Raw genomic sequence first — 19,789 nt, forward strand, 5'->3', positions numbered from 1 at the left:
TGAACCGCGACCATCATCTCCACCGACCGCGGCACCGCCAACGCCACCGCAGACTCCGGCCCCACACCCGCAGCAATCAACTCCCGCGCAAGAACATTGACCCGCGCACCGAACTCGCCATAGGTGACTTCACGCCCACCGAACACCAACGCCACCGCATCCGGTGTCTTCGCGATCTGCCCGGCAACCGCATCAGCCACCGACACCACCGCCGGCACAACCTCCGCCCGACCCCACTCCACAGCCAACTCAGCCACCTCATCGGCAGCAGACAGCAACGGCACATCACCCACCGCCACCGCCGGCGCCGCCGTCAACTCACCCAGGAGAGTGACCAAACGGTCGCCGAACTGCCCGGCGGTCGACGCCTCGAAGAGATCCGTGGCGTAGACGACGGCACCGGTCCACGCTTTGCCTACCGGAGCGGAATGCAGCGTCACGGTCAGATCGACCTGTGCGGGGATGACCGGCGAAGGCACGGGGGCTATCGACAGCCCGGCGACCTCGAATCCCGCGGCTTCCGCGGATGCCGCAGGATCGAACGAGAACATCACCTGAGCCAATGGCGCAAAGGCCTCACTGCGGGCTGGATTCAGCTCCTGCACCAACAGTTCGAAGGGAACGTCGGCGTTGGCGAAAGCGTCCAGATCGCTGGTACGAACCTGGGAGACGAGCTCAGCGAAGCTCGACGCCGGATCCACCTGCGCGCGGAGCACCAGGGTGTTGACGAACATGCCCACGAGCGGATCGAGTGTCGCTTGCCCGCGGCCGGCGATCGGTGTGGCGATGGCGATGTCGGCGGTTGCCGACAAACGCGCCAGAAGCACTGCCAGCGCTGCGTGCACCACCATGAACGGCGTCGCTTCCAGGTCCCGAGCCAGTCCGGTCACCTGGTTCACGATCTCCGCAGGAATCCGGAACTCCACCTGTGCGCCGTGATGCGAAGCCGCAGCCGGCCGTGGGCGGTCAGTAGGCAGGTCGATGACCTCAGGCAGGCCCGCCAGCCGGTCACGCCAGAAACCGAGTTGCCGGCCGAGAACCGACTCGGGATCGTCCGGCGTACCGAGAGCGCCCCGCTGCCAGAGCGCGAAATCCGCGAACTGTATCTCCAGCGGGGTGAAGGACGGTGTGGCTCCGTCTCGTCGAGCCTGGTAGGCCGTGACGAGATCCCCCACGAGGGGAAGCATCGATTCACCGTCAGCCGCGATGTGATGGGCGATCACCGCAATGACGTGCTCACCCGGGGCGCTCTCCCAGACGAGAACGCGCAACGGCCACGTCACCGTGACGTCGAATCCCTCGCCGGCGGCAGCGGCCAACTCTGTCTCCGAACCGAGCAGCCGCCAGTCCAGACGGCCGCCGATCTCCGACACGTCCGCGATCTGCTGGACGGCGACGCCATCGATGTCCGGGAACGTCGTGCGGAGGATTTCGTGCCGCGCGACTACGTCTTCGACCGCCGCGCGCAGGGCCGTCAGGTCCAGATCACCGGTCACCCGCAGCAGGGCCGGCACGTTATACGTCGGCGCGGTCGGCTCGAATCGGTTGATGAACCACATCCGTTCCTGCGCGAACGAGAGCGGCACCCGGTCCGGTCGCACTTCAACCGCTCGCAGAGGGGGCAGAGCAGCTTCCATCTCACTGACCCGTGACGCGAGACCACGGACTGTCGGTTCAGCGAAGATGTCACGCATGTTGAAGTCGACGCGAAGCGCGTCAGCCGCACGTCCGACGATGCGCGCGGCAAGTAGCGAGTTTCCGCCGAGATCAAACACCGATTCCGTGACTCCGACGCGGTCGAGTCCGAGAACTTCCGCAACGATCTCGGCGAGCTGCTCTTCGATCTCGTTTTCGGGCGCTACGAATTCAAGTCGCGATGTGATCGCGGGTGCGGGGAGACCGCGTCTATCGAGCTTGCCGTTGACAGTCAACGGCATCTTTTCGAGCACCATCACGATGTCGGGAACCATGTAATCCGGCACTTTTGCCGCGGCAGATTCTCTCACCTGCACCGGATCCAGATCATTGCCATCCGGAAGCGAACCGACTACGTAACCGACGAGCTGATCCGGGTAGCCGTCGCGTCGATTGACGATGGCGGCCGCCGCGTTGACCCCTGTGGCTGACATCAACGCAGCTTCGACCTCGCCGAGCTCGATGCGGAAGCCGCGCAACTTCACTTGGTCGTCGGCACGGCCCAAGAACTCGAGGCTGCCACCGCGGTGCATCGCGACATCACCCGACAGATACATGCGTTCGCCCGGCTGACCGTAGGGATCGGCGACGAATCGCGTGGCATTCAGGCCGAAACTGCCGGCGTATCCGCGAGCGAGCTGGTCGCCCGCAAGGTAGACGTCGCCTGGCACCCCTTCGGGAACCTGCGCCAACCGCGAATCGAGGATGTACACCCGTGAACCCATCAGCGGGAAGCCGATATCGCTGGGGGTGGCTGATTCCACGAAGCCTGCCGTCAGCTCGCGCCGCGTCAGATAGACCGTCGCCTCCGTCGGCCCATACATGTTGTTGAGTTGAGGACCGTCGCTACCGTCGTATTTCTGTCGATCGCTGAACCACCGTTGGATCTGGCTGGAATCGAGAGCTTCACCGACGAAGATCATCGATCGTACCGACGGTGACAACCGACCGGGCGCAGGCTCACGCACCGCACCGGCAAGCTGATAGAACCCCGACGGAGTCAGGTTGATCACCGTGATCTGCTCACGTTCGAGGGTCTCGGCGAACAGCTCTGGATCTCGTGTCGTCACATAGTCGAGGACCACTAGGCGCCCGCCGAAGGCCAAGGCCGGCCAGATTTCACCTACGGACAGGTCGAAACCGTACGAATGGAACAGGCTCCAGACATCATCGGGACCGTAGTCGTACTCGTTGCCGAGCGCCCGCAGAAGTGACACCACATCGCGGTGGGTGACAACGACGCCCTTTGGCTTACCGGTCGACCCGGATGTGTACATGACGTAGGCGGGGTGCCGGTCATCGATGATCTCGGGAAGATCCGCTATCGACTGCCGGGTCCCGGAGTCGGCCGCATCATGCAGAGTACGAAGCGGCGCATCCAGTGATGTCCACGATTCGATCGTCTCTTCGTCGGCCAGAACCATCACCGGTCTGGCATCGTCCACGATCATCTGAAGACGGTCGATCGGATGAGAACGGTCCAGTGGCACGTAGGCGGCACCCGACTTGAGCACACCGACCAGCGCCACGATCAGATCTGCTGTCCGTGGCAGTGCAACGCCGACTCGTTTCTCGGTACTGGCTCCTGCTGAAACAAGCGCGACGGCTAGCGCGTCGGATCGCTCGTCGAGTTCGCGATAGGTGATCGTAGTGCCGGCGGTGTCGGTGACGGCGATCCGATCAGCGAACCTGAGAAATACGCTTCGGAGGATGCCCGGGATAGAACCAAGTTCAACGCTGCCGACGATCTCATATGCCGTGGCTCGGATCGACGCGACGGCTTCGGCTGTACGAAGCGCGATCTGATGCGGTTCCAATTCGCCTACCGGCAGCAACCCAGTCACCGCGGCATTGACCGCGATCTCGCTGTCGAGACCCTGTGCGATTAGAACCGGAGCGGTGACCGAGATCTGCGCGTGCAGCGCACTGAAGGCGACCTGCCCGGAGGGAAGGTCGACAGCGACTCGATCTGGCTCGATGACCGCGGCAAATGTGATCAGATCAAGCGTTGTGGGACTGCTTCCCCAGATTCGCGAGAATTCCGCCGCTCCACTGGCTACACGACTCACGATTGCTTTGATCCCTCTTCTCGTAATTCTTCGATACTCGCGACGACCGCGACAGCCCGCCGGCGCAACTCCGCCAGCACCTCACCTAAGGCTTCGGGGTTGGCGGAAACCTCGGACGCCAGTGCCATGAGCGCCGTTGTCAGGGCAGCGTCAGCGTCGGGCATGGCTGCGCTCATCGCCGTCGCCGTTGCCGACAGCGCCGCGAACGTAAGCGTCGAACCCTCAGTGTTCAGCGCGATCGCATCGGGCGCCGTTGCAGCGGCCGCAGCCACGAGTTCGTTCAAGGGCTGATCCGCCGCGTCGGCGGTTTCGACGGATGCCTGCTCAAGTTCCGCGTCGGTCGCGATGGAGATCTCGCCCACAACCACTTGCGGGTCCCGCACGATCTCACTGAGTACTCGCAGGTAGCGGTCGGCATATCGTTCGACCGTCCCCTCATCGAACAGATCTGTCGCATACAGGAACTCGGCGCGCATCGGTTCATCGGCACCGCGCTCACCGAGTGCGGCCGGGTCATTCGGGAAGAGCGTGAGGTGCAAATCAACCTTTGCCGCACTCAGCTGCTCGGAAACCGCACTGACAGTGAGCTGATCAAGGCTCACCGTCGGGAACTCCAGATTCTGGAACGACAGGACCGCCTGATAGACGGGGTTGTAAGCCGCTGTCCAGGAAGTACCGACCTCGGCTGCGACTGTGTCAAACGAGACATCAGAATGGGCCATCGCCGCGAGGTCTTCTGTCCGGACACGCTCCAGGAAGTCCGCGAAAGCCTCCGTGTGGTCGATCTGCGAGCGAAGCGCGAGGGTATTGACGAACATGCCGACCACGTCGTCGAGGACTGCCTCTTCCCGCCCCGCATACGGCGTGCCGATGACGACGTCGTTGCGGCCGCTGAGGCGAGCCAGAAGGATGGCGAGCGCCGCGTGCGTCACCATGAACAAAGTCGAATTATGTCGGCGCGCGACCTGCTGCAGTGACGCCACGAGTGCGGCTGGGATCTCGAAGTCGATGGTGGCACCCGAGAAGCTGGGGGTGGCCGGTCTCGGCCGATCGACGGGCAGGTCGATGCACTCCGGAGCACCGGCCAGCCGGTCACGCCAGTAGTCGAGCTGTCGATCACGCTCGCGCCTGCCGTCCTCACCTGTCGTATCGAGGCGCTCCTGCTGCCACACGGCGAAGTCGGCGTACTGGACCCGCTGCGGGATCCACGCGGGGCGGTGCCCGGCGTGACGCGCTGTGTAGGCAGTCATGAAGTCGTGTGCGAGCGGCGCCATCGAGGCCCCGTCCGCGCTGATGTGATGAACGACGAAGACGATCACGTAGTCGTCGTCGGCCAGCTGGAGGAGGGCGACACGGATAGGTGCCTTCTGCGTGACATCAAAGCCCCGCCCGGTCACCGCGGCCACTGCACCCTCGAACTGATCCCCCACCGGGTGGGGCGAGAGGTCGAGTTCGGCAAGCACCTTTTCCGCCGGTTCGATCAACTGGACCGGGCGCCCACCGACCATCGGGTAGCTGGTGCGCAGAGCCTCCTGCCGTTCGACGAGATCGGCGATTGCCTCGCGCAATGCGATGTGATCGAGACTGCCCTGCAAACGCAATGCCATCGCGATGTTGTTCGCCGGCGAGGACGGGTCCGCCTGGTTGAGCAGCCACATTCCTCGCTGGACATCGGAGATCGGCACCAGTTCGGCCCTGGGGCGCGCGATCAGTGCTGGGCCCACCTGCCCGCCGGCACTGGCTGCCACGGCCTCAGCGACACCGGCGACGGTCGCACCTTCGAACACCGTCCGGACAGAGATCGGACGTCCGAGAACCTGTGAGAGGTGCGTCGCAAGTTTGGCCGCCGAGAGCGAGGTGCCACCCAGCTCGAAGAAGCTGTCCTGCACACTCACCCGGTCTACGCCGAGTACCTGCGAATAGACTTCTGCGACAACGGATTCCAGCTCCGTGCGCGGCGGAATGAACTCAGTCGTCGCGGTGAAGTCGACCGACGGCAGTTTGCTGCGGTCGATCTTGCCGACCACCGTCGTTGGGAACTCGTCGATCACGATGACGGTGTGCGGAACCATGTGCGCGGGGAGCAGTCCGCTGGCATGCCGCAGCAACTCGTCGGGTGAGATCGTCTCCCCGCTCGCCGGGCTGACGTACGAGACCAGGACGGCCTCCCCAGCCGGTCCCTTCACTCCCAGGCTCGTCGAATTAGCGACCGCAGGATGGGAGACAAGGACGGCATCCACCTCGCCCGGCTCGATGCGCATGCCGCGAACCTTAAGTTGGAAGTCGATTCTTCCCTGGTAGACGAGTTTGCCGTCTTCGCGCCGCGTCGCTCGGTCACCGGTGCGATACATGCGCTGCCCGGGTTCGTACGGGTTCGCCACGAAACTCGTAGCGGTCTGGTCGGGGCGCTGAAGATAGCCCAGGACCAGCTGCTCACCCGTCAGATACAGCTCACCAACGACGCCGACGGGCGTCGGCTGCAGCCCTGAGTCGAGCACCAGCGCACCGACCCCGTCGATCGGATGGCCGATCGTGATCTCGTCATCGACTCGCAGAGGCCCGTCGCAGGTCGCCCAGATCGTCGCCTCGGTGGGTCCGTAGAGGTTGAAGAAGCTCCGGCCGGCTTCCGCCCATCGGCGCATGAGTTCGGGCGGGCAGGCTTCACCTGCACTCAACACAGTCGTTAGCGACGGGATTGTGCGAGGATCCAGAGTCGCGAGAGCGGACGGAGTCATCACAGCGTGTGTCACCCCGTGTTGCGCGATGAGTCTCTCCAGGTCGTGTCCTGCGTACGTGTGCAGATCCGCGATCACCAGTGAAGCTTGTCCGGCGACCGCCATCGCCAGCTCGAACACCGACGCATCGAAACTGGGTGATGCCACGTGCAGGACCCGTGAGCGTTGAGTCAGTCGGAGTAACCGGCGCTGGTTAGCCATCACATTCGCCAGGCCGCGGTTCGGGACCACGGTCGCCTTGGGTAGTCCCGTCGAACCAGAGGTGAAGATCAGATAGGCGGGGTCATCGATTTCCGGCACTCGACTGAGTTCGTCGGCACCGACGGCCATACCGCTTCGTCCCGCAACCTGCAGCTCAACGGCCTCACCGTCTATCACCAGCCACTCCGTACCGGAATGCACGCAGATCTCGGCTTGAGCCTCGCGGACGGTGAGCCCTAGTCTCGCGCCACTGATTGCAAGCATCATCTCGCGCCGCTCGACGGGATGCCTCGGATCGATGCTCACGAAAGCCGCGCCGGTCTTGGCTACCGCAACGCAGGCGAGGACCGACTCCATCGACCGCGGAATCGCAATCGCGATCACAGTGCCTGGTCCCGCACCCCGCGAAATGAGTTCCCGGGCCAGCTGGTTGGTCCGCATCGCGAACACCTCGTTGCTGGTGGGCTCGGTGCCCACGGCCACAACGGTCTCCGAATCCCGGGACTGCTCCAGTGACTGAACCAGTTCCCGCAGGGTCCTCGGCTCGGCGCCAGTTGGTGTCGCCGTCAGTTCTGCGATCTCCGCCTGCGGCAACAATTCGATTCCGCCAAGGCTGCGCTGCGGGTCGGCTGCCATCGCCGTGATGATCCGTTCCAGGTACTGAGCCAAACGCTCGACAGTCGCACGCTCGAAAACATCAGACGCGTAGGAGAACTCAAGCGAAATCTCTTCACGGGTCGCCGCCTCGACGGCGGTGACGGACAGATCGTATTTCGCGACCGGCGGTCGGGACTCCAGGACCTGGACCTCAGTAGCCCCGAAGGCAGCCGTGTGATCAGAGATCAGGGTCAACGCAACCTGGAACAGCGGACTGTGCGACAACGACCGATGGTGAGCCACCGCGTCGACAACAGCCTCGAACGGCACCACCGAATGCTCCATGGCCTGGCTTCTCACGTCATGAGCGTGGTGAAGCAATTCGGCCACGGTGTCCCGCGGCCGCACACGGGTACGCAAAACGACGGTGTTGACGAACATACCGACCAGCCCGGCGAGCTCGGGTTCGTCTCGGCCTGCCACCGCCGTACCGATGGAGACGTCATCGGTATCCGCCACCCGCGACAGTAGGACGGACAGGGCCGCATGGAGCACCGTGAAGGTGGTCACGCCCTCGGCGCGTGCCAACCGCCGGAGCCCTGCGACCGATTCCGGTCCAAGGACCACATCAACATAATCTCCCGATCCCGTGGGGCCACCCGACCGCGGACGATCGGTAGGCAGGTTGAGGACCTCGGAACTCCCCTCAAGTGCCCCTGACCAGAATGCGAGTTCACGCGAGATCCTGGAAGCGGGGTCATCGGCCTCGCCGAGCATCTCACGCTGCCACAGAGTGAAGTCCGCGTACTGCACAGGCAACGGATCCCATACGGGCGTTGTGCCGCCGGACCGCGCGGCGTATGCCGTGAGCAGATCGGTGATCATCGGCGAGAGTGATGCGCCGTCACCTGCGATGTGGTGAAGCACCGCCATCAGGATGTATGACGGCTCGCCTTCACTCTCGGTCTCCTCGATCAGGCTGAATCTGACCGGGTATTCGCTAACAAGGTCGAAGCCCTTCATCGCCTCGGCAATCAGCACTTCTTCGGACTCACTACGGGGCACCGCTCGGGTTGTCAGTCCGATCTCGGCGACAGCCTCTTCTACCGGTGTGATCACCTGCATCGGCTCGCCGTCTACCGACGGGAACCTGGTGCGCAGCGCCTCGTGCCGCCTAACGACATCCGCGATCGCCGCCGTCGCCGCAGCCCGGTCCATTACTCCGCGCAAACGGACGGCGCCCGGCATGTTGTAGGTCGGCGCAGTCGGATCGAGCCGATTGATGAACCAGAGGCGCGTTTGGGGAGGCGACAGCGGTATCCGATCGGGTCTCTCGGACGAAATAATCCGAGGATGTGCGTCGCCGCGCGGAACAGGAGTGGCAGTCAGCGCGAGCGCGGCGATCGTCTCGGCCGCGAAGATGTCGCTGAGAGCGACTTCCAGGCCGGCGACAGTCCGCGCACGCGCTGCCAACCGTGCTGCCGCGAGCGAATCCCCTCCCAGGGTGAACAGGGTGTCGGTGACACTCACAGTGTCTGCGCCGAGCATCTCCCCGATCAGTTCGGTCAGGAGGCGTTCAGATTCCGATTCCGGTGCGCGGTATTCGCTTCGGCGCGGACCATCGAAATCCGGGGCCGGGAGCGCTTTACGGTCGAGCTTGCCGGCCGTGTTGAGCGGGACGTCTTCAAGGACGGTCCAGACCGTCGGCACCATGTAGGTCGGCAACGTGAGCATCGCTGCGGCGCGGACCGCGTCGACGTCGATTGTACCTCCGGTCGGGGCCCCGAGGTAGGCCACGAGATGTTCTGCGCCGCTCGGAGCTGCGACGACGGTTGCCGCGGCGTGCACCACTCCGGGGAGAGATACCAAGACCGCTTCGATTTCGCCCAACTCGATTCGCTGACCACGGAGCTTCACCTGGAAGTCGGTGCGACCGAGGTACTCGAGTTCGCCGGACCCGTTACGCACGACCAGGTCTCCGGTCCGGTACAGACGAGCTGCGCTGGGACCATACGGGTCGGCAACGAAGCGCTCAGCGGTAAGATCCGGCCGTCCGCTATAGCAGCGTGCAAGTTGGACGCCACCAAGGTACAACTCGCCCGGAACCCCTTCGGGCACCCTACGCAAACGCGAATCGAGGACGAGCGCCGACGAATTCCACACGGGGCGACCGATCGGAACGGTCGGATCGGACGGAGCCACCGCTCCGATCGACTCGTAGGTGATCTCGACTGCTGCCTCGGTCGGACCGTAGAGGTTGTAGAAGAGGACCTCGGGCCAGAGCTCCCGGACCATCGCCGCGACACTCGGAGGAAGCGCTTCACCTGTCGTAGAGATGATTCGGACCGAGTCGAGAGTCCTGAGGGTCTCGTTCGGCACGGCTTCCAGGAACAGCGCTAAGACCGATGGCACGAAGTGCACCATCGTCGCTTCGGTGCGCGCGATCTCTGCCGCCACGTGCAACGGTTCCAGGTGCCCGTCTTCCTTCAGCAGGACCAGTGCCGCACCCGCCATGAACGGCGCGAACAACTCCGGTACCGAGCAATCGAACGTATACGGCGTTTTCTGCACGACACGATCCGACGAGCCGATAGGCAGCTCGTTCAAACCCCACAGCAAGCGATTCATCACCGCTTCATGAGTCAGGGTGACCCCCTTGGGTCGACCGGTCGAGCCCGAGGTGAAAAGCGTGTACACGGAATGATCTGGCCGGAGCGGCTGGCACCGATCTGCGTCGGTGACCGGCTTAGAATCACCGGGCAGCGGGCATGACGCATCGACCAGCTCAATGGGGACGCCGAGTTCACCCGCGACATCGACGACGGCGCGGGGGGATTCCGGATCCGATACGAGCACGATTCGCGCGTCGACGGTCTCCAACATGTACTGAACCCTGTCGGCTGGAGCCGAAACATCGATCGGCACATACTGTCCACCGGCTGCCACCACCGCGTGGAGTGCTACCAACATCTCCACCGACCGAGGGACACCCACCGCGACCGCGGTCTCAGGTCCGACTCCGAGGTCGATCAGCCGAAATGCAAGTTCACTGACCCTGTTGCCGAACTCCTCGTTCGAGAGTTCACGGTCACCGAAGATCACTGCGGTCGCCTCCGGTGTCTCCGCAAGGCGACCCATCACCGCCTCCGCCACCGTAAGCGGTTTGCTCAGGGAATGATTCTGTCCTAGTTCCTCGGCGGCGATCGTCTCGGTTTCTCTTTCGAGCAGCAGGTTGAGGTCCATGATCGGAGCGTCAATTCGACTCGCAAACTGATCGAGAAAGCCGAGGAAGTGCGCGAGGTGCCCATCTATCTCCTCTTGCGTGTAGAGGTACGGGTTTCCATGCAGGTCGACGACCAATGGCGCGCTGGGCCCGGACTGATACAGGTTGACGAACAGATCTTCGAGCACGCCGGACGCCAGAATCCGATACTCAAGGTCCGCACCGTCGAGCACGAGCTCCTCGTCGAAGATCACCATGTTGATCGTCGGACCGAATGCGACGGACGAGGCGTCGAGACCAGCATCCCGGCGGATATCTTCGGTTCGGTAGCGCTGGTGGCGGAGGGCACCTGTCAGTTCGAGGAGACCTGCGCCGATCAGTTCCCGGGGCGTCTTGGTCGAGATGTCTTGCAACCTGATCGGCACCACGTTCGACACCATGCCGCCGGATCGTTTGATCTTCGCGTTAGTCCGACCCATGATCGGCAAGCTCAACGCGATGTCGTCGGCGCCGGTCATCCGGGAGAGAAAGGCGCCGAAGGCGGAGGTGAGCACCACTGCCAGCGAGGCGTTCAGGCTCTTCGCCACATCGGCCAGTCGTTCTTGGAAATCGGACCCGAGCGGCTGTCCGGCAACGATGTTGTTGAAAGACAGCGGCGCAATGATGCCGCTCCGAGCGAGCGTCACCCGTTCGGGAAGATCGGAGACCCGTTCGCTCCAGTGGTCGCGGTCCGTCTCACGCCGCGAGCTATCCCGATAATCGGATTCGTACTTCACGATCTCGGCCAGGTTCGCTGTTGGCTTAGAAGCTGCATCCGCGCCCCGTCGCGCCGCGTTGTAGCGTTCCAGAACCCGTCGCAGGTTCGTGAGCGCGGCATAGCCGTCGATGATCAGGTGATGTGCGCGCTGATACCAGATGGTGTGATCGTCGGAGACCAGAATGATCGCGATCACGATGAGCTGGTCATCGATCAAGTCGACGGGGCGCCGGTACTCAGCTTGTACGAATGTGAGTGCGTCGCCGAGTGGATCGTCCCGGTCCCGGAAGTCGAGAAGATCGATGGTCTGGTCATATTCGAAGTCGACGTACTGCATCGGTACACCGTCGACCTCGGTGAGACGGATGTAAGGTGTCTCCAGTTCACGTCCGACCTCGTAACTGCACTCCATCAGTAGGTCGATGTCGAGGCCCCCAGGCTTATGACGGAGGTCGATGTACTGGGCGATGTTTACGGAGTAATCGGGTGAAAGTCGGTCGGCGAACCACATGCCCCGCTGCGCGGGAGTTAGTGGGAGCAGCTGACGGCCTGTTCGGACCGGATTCTGCGCTGGTCCAGATTCGGGATTGTCCATCACGATCTGTCTCCTCTCTTCAACTGCACTGCCAATCACCAATTCACGCGTTGGGGTACCCCGAAACCGTTCGCCCTCCTTCGTCGACTGTTACTCAGCCCACATCCATTCTCCCCTCTCGAGGCAGAACCCTCACCCCTATCTGCCCCGACCTCTGCCCTCGACTTTCTCGAACAAGCCCCTTGACCAGTGGTTTTCGCGGTTCCCCGCAGACGCTTCACCGCGGGAATCATTCGTTTAACGGACATCCGATCACCGCCCCACCGCAGCTCGGTGGTAGCCGCGCAGCGCCGGATACGTGGTCAATACCGTCAGTACGACAACCCAGATCGTCACCTTGATCAGGTTGCTCATCACCGGGCCGCCGACGGCAAGGGCCCGCATCAGGTCGATCGCCGGCGTCATGGGCTGGTTCGCCACGATCGGCTGCAGCCAGCCCGGATACATGTCGACCGGGGAGAACCCCGAGTTGAAGAACATCAGCAGCGACGACAGCAGACCCAGGTAGGGCACCAAGGGCGCACCGGGTCGGGAGTTCACCGCCAGCGCAAGGGTCAGCATCGCGAAGGCCGTACCGAAGGCGACCGCCACCACAAAGATCCCGATCGCCGGCCCGATCCCCTGGGTGAAGCGGAATCCCATGGCGAAACCGGCGGCGACCAGGCAGATGGTGGTCAGCAGGGCGCGGATCGATTCGGCGAGCACTCGCGCGGTGAAGTCGGCTCCGCGGTTGATCGGCAGCACATACAGCCGACCGAGGAGCCCGGTCTTGCGTTCCATGTTCAGTCGGGTGGCCGAGACCACCGAGCCGAACATGGCACTGGTCAGGATCACCAGCGGCACCGTGCCGTAGATGCTGTCCATCCCGGTCGCGCTGCCGACCACATCGCCCAGTACGACCTTGAACATCAGCATCGTCAGCGCGGGGAAGATCAGGACCTGGATCAGTGTCGGCACATCGCGGACGGCGACCAGCAGCTGCCGTCCGGTCAGAATCAGCGTCTGCCGCCACCAGGCACCGAACGACGACTCCGGCAACAGGTCGGCGGCGGGAGCCACGCCGTCCTGTGCGGGACGTTCCGCGACAGCAGTCATCGCACCGCCCTCCGGGTGCCGATCACCAGCAGAATCGCCGCGACGACGAACAGTCCGGCGCTCCACCACACAGTCGGCGCCAGCCGGTTCCAGTCCAGCAGACCCGAGAGCGCCTCGCGCATGGCCTTGGTGACCTGCGAGATCGGTTGGTACTGGACGAAGCCCCGGATCCATTCGGGGAACTGGTTGAGCGGGATGAATCCGGTGGAGAGCATGCCGAGGATCAGCGTCGGAAATGCGACCAACTGGCTGGTGGCCTCCGGGGACTTCGCGACCAGGCCGATACCGTCGGCGCATAGCGCCAGACCCATCCCGATCATGCCCACCAGCGCGACCGCGATTGCCGCACCGGCTACCCCGGCGCCGCCGTCCTCCACCGAGACCGGGCGCCAGCCCATGATCAGGCAGGTGACCAGCCCGCAGGCCAGCGCCACCAGCAGCAGCACCAGGTTGGTGGCCGAACGAGCCAGGAACGGGATCACCGCCGGCATCGGCATCACCCGGAACCGGGTGTGCACACCTTCCTGACCGTCCATCGCCGAGCGCATCGCCGCCGAGGAGGCAACGAACGCCGCGGACTGCAGCATGATGATCGGCATCAGATATTGGGCGTAGTCGATCGTGGCGACCTCGGCGACGGCTTTGCGCAGCGGCAGGTAGAAACAGATCGCCAACAGGGCCGGGGAGAGAAAGGCGAAGATGAATTCGCCGTTGCGCAGGACCTTGAGCAGCCCGCGCACCGTGAGCACCCACCACTGCTGCAGTGGGTTGATGCGTCCTTTCGGGGGCCCCAGTTCCATGGACGGAACAGCGGCCACTGTTGCCGCCGTCATGATGGCGCCTTGTCGCTCTCGATCGGCGGACGCTCGCGTTCGGGATCGGTCAGGGCCAGGAACACCTCGTCCAGAGACGGGCGGCGCAGCGCGATATCGGCGAGCGGGATCTGCGCCGCTTCGGTCCGTTTGAGGATCTCCGCCAGGGTCGTCGGACCGTTCGGGGCCGGCACGGACAGGGCACTGGCGCCGGGATCGACGTCGGCCGCGGTAGGGCCGAGCAGATCGTGCAGGGTTGCCCGCAGCCGCGGCAGGTAGGCCGGATGTACCGGGGTGATCTCGCAGTAGGCGGCACCGGTGGCGGCTTTGAGTTCGTCGGAGGTGCCCTCGGCGATCACCTTGCCCTTGTCGATCACGACGATGCGGTCGGCGAGCGAGTCGGCTTCTTCCAGGTACTGCGTGGTCAGCAGGATGGTGACGCCCTGGTCCCGCAGGTTCTCCACCAAGCCCCATACGTCCTGGCGGCTGCGCGGATCCAGGCCGGTGGTCGGCTCGTCGAGGAAGACCACCTGCGGTTCGGTCACGAGCCCGCAGGCGATGTCGATCCGGCGGCGCATACCGCCGGAGTACTGTCCGACCTTCCGCCCGGCAGCGGCCCCGAGCCCGAAGGTGGCCAGCAGTTCATCGGCACGCTGTTTGGCGGCCTTCTTCTTCAGTCCCAGGAGCCGGCCGAACATCACCAGGTTCTCCCGACCAGTCAGCCCCTCGTCCAGGGCGGCGAACTGACCGGTCAGCATGACACTGCGACGCACGCCGGGGGCGTCCTTGACCACGTCGAAGCCGTTGACGGTTGCCGTGCCGCCGTCGGGCTTGAGCAGCGTGCACAGCATGTTGACGGTGGTGGTCTTGCCGGCGCCGTTCGGTCCGAGGATCGCCACGATCCGGCCCTTGGGCACCTGCAGGCTCACCCCGTCGACGGCGACGAAATCGCCGAAGACCTTGCGCAATCCCGTGGCCTCGATGGCCATCTCCAGATCTGCGTTCTCCCCGATCGGCACCAGATCCAGCGCCGGGAAGGCTTCGGTGCTCAGCTGAGCGCGCGCGAGCTCCTCCGGGGAGGTGATCGGCTGCGGCGGCGCCGGCCGGGTCACATCCCAGGTGGGTTTGCCTTCAGGCAGGCGGCGCGGTGCCGCCGGAGCTGCGACGGCCTCGTCGGACGGCGCGGCATCGCGATGCCACCCCAGGCCCGGGATCGCCCAGGTTCCGGTGCGCAACTCCCCGTCGTCGTGGCGACCGTGCCGGCCCCGTCGTGCCGGTGCGCGCTCGGGGGCAGGCACCGACACGCTACGGGTACCGGTGGTCACGTCCGGTGCCGGTGTCGTGGCTGGTGTCGGCATGGAGATCGCGGTCCCCGTATGCGGCCGGCGATCACCGTTGGGTTCCTCGACGGCGGTGTCTCCGTTGAGCTCACGGCGCCAGGAACGCAGCTGCGCGAGCGTCGGGTCGTCGTCGGGGACCCACGGCATCGTGTCGAGCAGCGGATCCAGCCCGCCGGACCCCGTCGTCCCGGCGAGTGGCGTGGTGCCACCGCCTGCGGGACGACCATCTGGATGGGGCATCGGTTCCTTACTCGCGGGCTGCTGCGGTCAGACGGGAGGACCCCTGCGAGCGTCTCGGGACGGGATGCTGCAGACGTCTCCCTTCACCAAGGCTATCGGTGCAGTTGTGACGCGCGTTGCACTCGGAAGGAAACTGAGACTGTTCGATTGACACGTATCAGGGCAAGTTCATCAGTTCATCTGACACCGTTTATGGGGGTGTCGACCCAGATTCAGGACCCGAGCAGGACGGCGAATCGGTCCAGCGATGCGACGACATCGTCGTGCAGCTCCTGGACCACTTTCTTCCCGATCGGGCCGACCACCGGTAGTCCCGACAGCCCCAGTTCGAAGCCGATCCGGGCTCCCGGTCCGGCCGGCTCCACGGTGAAGCCGATGGCGACCTTGACGCCCTTCTCTTTGGCGGCGAAGCGGAATGCCTGCGGAGCACGGTAGGTCTGCACCGTCCAGCGCAGCGGAATCGCGGTGCCTTTGACGTTGATGACCGAAGCGATGGTGCGGCCTTCGGCGACGTCCGCCGGCTTCGGCACCGTGTCCTGCCATGAATCGTGGAACACCAGCCAGTCACCGAACCGCGACAGGTCCGTCAGCGCCGCGAACGCCTCCTGCGGTGCGAGCGCCGTGTCGATCCAGGCGCTGGTCTTAGCCATGGTGACTCACTGTAAAGACCGGCCCGCCCCACAGATGCACGAAAGGCCCGAATCCCCCCGTTCAGGGGAATCCGGGCCTCTCGAGAGTTGTGCAGAGACTGCCGAGAACGACCTACTTGGCCTTCTCGAGCACCTCGACCAGGCGCCAGCGCTTGGTCGCCGACATCGGCCGGGTCTCCATGATCCGCACGCGGTCACCGACGCCGGCCGTCTCGGCCTCGTCGTGCGCCTTCACCTTGCTGGTGGTGCGGATGATCTTGCCGTACAGCGGGTGGCTCTTGCGATCCTCCAGCTCGACGGTGATCGTCTTGTCCATCTTGTCACTGACGACGTAACCGATCCGCTCCTTGCGGCGGTTGCGCTCTTCCACGTTCACGTTCTGGTCCTCGCTCATGCGTCATCTCCTTCCGGACCGGACGCCAGGCCCAGCTCACGCTCGCGCATCACGGTGTAGATCCGGGCGATCTCACGTCGCACGGTCCGCAGGCGGCGGTTGTTGTCGAGCTGGCCGGTGGCCATCTGGAAGCGAAGGTTGAAAAGCTCTTCCTTCGACTCCTTCAGCCGGTCGACCAGATCGGTGTCGCTGAGCTCGCGGAGCTCACCAGCAGCGATTCCGAGTGCCATCAGAACTGCTCCTCTCTGGTCACGATCCGGGTCTTCATGGGGAGCTTGTGCTGGGCGCGGCGCAGGGCCTCGCGAGCGGTCTCCTCATTGGGGTAGGTCATCTCGAACAGGACGCGGCCCGGCTTGACCGGGGCGACCCACCACTCGGGCGAACCCTTACCCGAACCCATGCGGGTTTCGGCCGGCTTCTTCGTGATCGGGCGGTCCGGGAAGATGTTGATCCAGACCTTGCCACCACGCTTGATGTGGCGGTTGATCGCGATACGAGCGGACTCGATCTGACGGTTGGTGATGTAGGCGCCTTCCAGCGCCTGGATACCGAAATCACCGAAGGTGACCTTGGTTCCGCCCGAGGCCTTACCCTTCAGGCTCGGGTGGTGCTGCTTGCGGTGCTTGACCCGACGAGGGATCAACATGCCTCAGCCCTCCTGGTTCTCGGCCTGCTCGGGAGCAGGCGCGGTGGTGGCCTCCGCGGTGGCCGCAGCGCGGCCGGCCTCGGTGCTGGTGCCGGTGGTACCGGACGCACCGCTGCGACGCGGACGCTGGGGACGGCGCGAACGACGATCCTCGGCTGCCGGAGCGGCCGCAGCCAGCTCGCGACGTCCGCCGACGATGTCACCCTTGTAGACCCAGACCTTCACGCCGATGCGGCCGAAGGTGGTCTTCGCCTCGAAGAAGCCGTAGTCGATGTCGGCGCGCAGCGTATGCAGCGGCACGCGTCCCTCGCGGTAGAACTCCTTACGGCTCATCTCGGCACCGCCCAGTCGGCCGGAGCACTGGACACGGATGCCCTTGACTCCCGGCTGACGCATGGCGGACTGGATGGCCTTGCGCATCGCGCGGCGGAACGCCACGCGGTTGCTCAGCTGCTCGGCGACGCCCTGGGCGATGAGCTGTGCGTCGGCCTCGGGGTTCTTCACCTCGAGGATGTTCAGCTGCACCTGCTTGCCGGTCAGCTTCTCCAGGCGTGCCCGGATGACGTCGGCGGAGGCGCCGCGACGGCCGATCACGATGCCCGGACGCGCGGTGTGGATGTCCACCCGGACACGATCGCGGGTGCGCTCGATCTCCACGCGGGAGATGCCGGCGCGATCGAGCTCGATCGGACGGCTGTCACCGGGAACACGGATCGGAGCCGCAAGCAGCTTGCGGATCTCGACGTCTTCCTTCACGTACTCCGAGTACTGCTTGTCGGCGTACCAGCGGGTGTTCCAGTCGGTCGTGATGCCGAGGCGGAAGCCATGCGGGTTGATCTTCTGGCCCATGCTCTACGCTCCCTTCTTCTTCTGCTGACGCGAGCGCTTACGGTCGGCGACCTCGCCGATCGCCGAGACCACCACGGTGATGTGGCTGGTGCGCTTGCGGATCCGGAAAGCACGACCCTGAGCACGCGGCTGGTACCGCTTCATGGTCGGGCCCTCATCGGCGAACGACTCGGTGACGACCAGGGTGCGACGGTCCAGGCCGAGGTTGTTCTCGGCGTTGGCGACGGCGCTGGCCAGCACCTTGGCGACCGGCTCGGACGCGGCCTGCGGGGCGAACCGCAGGATGTCCAGGGCCTCGTCGACGTTCTTGCCGCGGATCAGGTCGATCACACGACGCGCCTTCATCGGCGTGACGCGAACGAACTTCGCGGTGGCGCGTGCACTCTGCACTGCGTTATCTGTCTGCGTAGTCATGGTTACCGGCGCTTCGCTTTCCGGTCATCCTTGATGTGACCCTTGAAGGTGCGGGTAGGGGCGAACTCGCCCAGCTTGTGACCGACCATCGATTCGGAAACGAACACGGGCACATGCTTGCGACCGTCGTGGACGGCAAAGGTGTGACCGATGAAGTCGGGGATGATGGTCGAGCGGCGGGACCAGGTCTTGATGACCTGCTTGGTGCCCTTCTCGTTCTGCAGATCCACCTTCTTCAGGAGGTGGTCGTCGACGAACGGGCCTTTCTTCAGGCTGCGTGGCATTTCTTACCTCCTCCTAGTTATCGCTTGTTCTTGCCGGTGCGACGACGACGGACGATCATCTTGTCGCTGGCCTTGTTCTTACGGGTGCGGCCTTCGAGCTGACCCCACGGGCTGACCGGGTGACGGCCACCGGAGGTCTTGCCCTCGCCACCACCGTGCGGGTGGTCGACCGGGTTCATCACGACACCGCGGACGATCGGGCGACGGCCCTTCCAGCGCATGCGGCCGGCCTTGCCCCAGTTGATGTTCGCCTGCTCGGCGTTGCCCACCTCGCCGACGGTGGCGCGGCAGCGCACGTCGACACGACGGATCTCGCCGGAAGGCATACGCAGGGTCGCGTACGGCCCCTCCTTGCCCAGCAGCTGGATCGACGCGCCGGCCGAACGAGCCAGCTTGGCGCCGCCGCCCGGACGCAGCTCCACATTGTGGATGTGGGTACCGGTCGGGATGTTGCGCAGCGGCAGGTTGTTACCCGGCTTGATGTCGGCGTTGGGGCCGGACTCGACCACATCGCCCTGCTTCAGGTTCTTCGGCGCGAGGATGTAGCGCTTCTCGCCGTCGACGTAGTGCAGCAGCGCGATCCGCGCGGTGCGGTTCGGGTCGTACTCGATGTGCGCGACCTTGGCGTTGATCCCGTCCTTGTCGTTGCGACGGAAATCGATGACGCGGTAGGCGCGCTTGTGCCCGCCACCACGGTGCCGGGTGGTGATCCGGCCGTGGGCGTTACGCCCGCCCGTGCTGTGCAGGGGGCGGACCAGGGACTTCTCCGGATGGTCACGGGTGACCTCGGCGAAGTCGGCTCCCGAGGCGCCGCGGCGGCCCGGGGTTGTCGGCTTGTACTTACGAATAGCCATAGTTGTTCAGTCCCTCTCTGACGAGCACGCGGTCAGCTGACCGCGCCCCCGAAGATCTCGATGGGAGTGCTGCCTTCACGCAGCGTCACGATGGCGCGCTTGGTGTTCTTGCGCTTGCCGTAGCCGGAGCGAGTGCGCTTGCGCTTGCCCTCGCGGTTGGCGGTGTTGACGCTGTCGACCTTCACACCGAAGATCTGCTCCACAGCGATCTTGATCTGGGTCTTGTTGGCATCGGGGTGGACCAGGAAGGTGTACTGGCCTTCTTCCAGGAGGCCGTAGGCCTTCTCCGAGACCACCGGCGCCACGATGATGTCGCGCGGATCAGCGTGCGTCGTCATG

General features: G+C 64.6%; 14 protein-coding genes. All 14 read right to left on the minus strand.

Annotated elements, in window-relative coordinates; genetic code table 11:
- A partial coding sequence (locus GOHSU_RS03130; RefSeq protein ID WP_005936719.1) for a non-ribosomal peptide synthetase occupies positions 1–3,764 on the minus strand: 3,764 nt, incomplete at its 3' end.
- Positions 3,761–11,872 (minus strand): non-ribosomal peptide synthetase, encoded by an 8,112-nt coding sequence (locus GOHSU_RS03135; RefSeq protein WP_005936722.1) that lies wholly within the window; start codon positions 11,870–11,872, stop codon positions 3,761–3,763. The genes GOHSU_RS03135 and GOHSU_RS03130, both read right to left, overlap by 4 nt.
- A 252-nt stretch (positions 11,873–12,124) precedes the next feature.
- Complete coding sequence (locus GOHSU_RS03140) at positions 12,125–12,967, minus strand: ABC transporter permease (protein ID WP_005936724.1); 843 nt, start codon at positions 12,965–12,967, stop codon at positions 12,125–12,127.
- Positions 12,964–13,800 carry an ABC transporter permease gene (locus GOHSU_RS03145; protein ID WP_005936726.1) on the minus strand — a complete coding sequence of 279 codons (837 nt, stop codon included), beginning with the start codon at positions 13,798–13,800 and terminating at the stop codon, positions 12,964–12,966. Before GOHSU_RS03145 ends, GOHSU_RS03140 begins: the two co-directional genes overlap by 4 nt.
- Positions 13,797–15,359 (minus strand): ATP-binding cassette domain-containing protein, encoded by a 1,563-nt coding sequence (locus GOHSU_RS03150; protein WP_005936728.1) that lies wholly within the window; start codon positions 15,357–15,359, stop codon positions 13,797–13,799. Before GOHSU_RS03150 ends, GOHSU_RS03145 begins: the two co-directional genes overlap by 4 nt.
- Positions 15,360–15,571: 212 nt before the next feature.
- Positions 15,572–16,009: a type II toxin-antitoxin system Rv0910 family toxin gene (locus GOHSU_RS03155; protein ID WP_005936731.1), complete on the minus strand. Its 438-nt coding sequence runs from the start codon at positions 16,007–16,009 to the stop codon at positions 15,572–15,574.
- A gap of 112 nt (positions 16,010–16,121) precedes the next feature.
- The gene (gene rpsQ, locus GOHSU_RS03160; RefSeq protein ID WP_005936734.1) at positions 16,122–16,403 is read right to left on the minus strand and encodes a 30S ribosomal protein S17; all 282 of its coding nucleotides are present in this window, start codon (positions 16,401–16,403) and stop codon (positions 16,122–16,124) included.
- Positions 16,400–16,633 (minus strand): 50S ribosomal protein L29, encoded by a 234-nt coding sequence (rpmC, locus tag GOHSU_RS03165; RefSeq protein WP_005936737.1) that lies wholly within the window; start codon positions 16,631–16,633, stop codon positions 16,400–16,402. The genes rpsQ and rpmC overlap by 4 nt, the downstream gene beginning before the upstream one ends.
- On the minus strand, positions 16,633–17,049 hold the full coding sequence (gene rplP / locus GOHSU_RS03170) for a 50S ribosomal protein L16 (RefSeq protein WP_005936741.1): 417 nt from the start codon (positions 17,047–17,049) through the stop codon (positions 16,633–16,635). The genes rpmC and rplP overlap by 1 nt, the downstream gene beginning before the upstream one ends.
- Positions 17,050–17,052: 3 nt before the next feature.
- Positions 17,053–17,898, minus strand: coding sequence for a 30S ribosomal protein S3 (gene rpsC, locus GOHSU_RS03175; RefSeq protein WP_005936743.1), 846 nt, complete (start codon positions 17,896–17,898; stop codon positions 17,053–17,055).
- A 3-nt stretch (positions 17,899–17,901) separates the two neighbouring features.
- Positions 17,902–18,312: a 50S ribosomal protein L22 gene (gene rplV, locus GOHSU_RS03180; RefSeq protein ID WP_005936745.1), complete on the minus strand. Its 411-nt coding sequence runs from the start codon at positions 18,310–18,312 to the stop codon at positions 17,902–17,904.
- Positions 18,313–18,314: 2 nt separating this feature from the next.
- Complete coding sequence (gene rpsS, locus GOHSU_RS03185) at positions 18,315–18,596, minus strand: 30S ribosomal protein S19 (RefSeq protein ID WP_005936747.1); 282 nt, start codon at positions 18,594–18,596, stop codon at positions 18,315–18,317.
- Between the two features lie 17 nt (positions 18,597–18,613).
- Positions 18,614–19,450 (minus strand): 50S ribosomal protein L2, encoded by an 837-nt coding sequence (gene rplB, locus GOHSU_RS03190; RefSeq protein WP_005936750.1) that lies wholly within the window; start codon positions 19,448–19,450, stop codon positions 18,614–18,616.
- A gap of 32 nt (positions 19,451–19,482) precedes the next feature.
- A complete protein-coding gene (gene rplW, locus GOHSU_RS03195) occupies positions 19,483–19,788 on the minus strand; it encodes a 50S ribosomal protein L23 (protein ID WP_005936752.1) in 306 nt (101 codons plus the stop codon).
- Position 19,789: the final 1 nt, after the last annotated feature.

Source organism: Gordonia hirsuta DSM 44140 = NBRC 16056 (genome assembly GCF_000333015.1).
GTDB lineage: Bacteria > Actinomycetota > Actinomycetes > Mycobacteriales > Mycobacteriaceae > Gordonia > Gordonia hirsuta.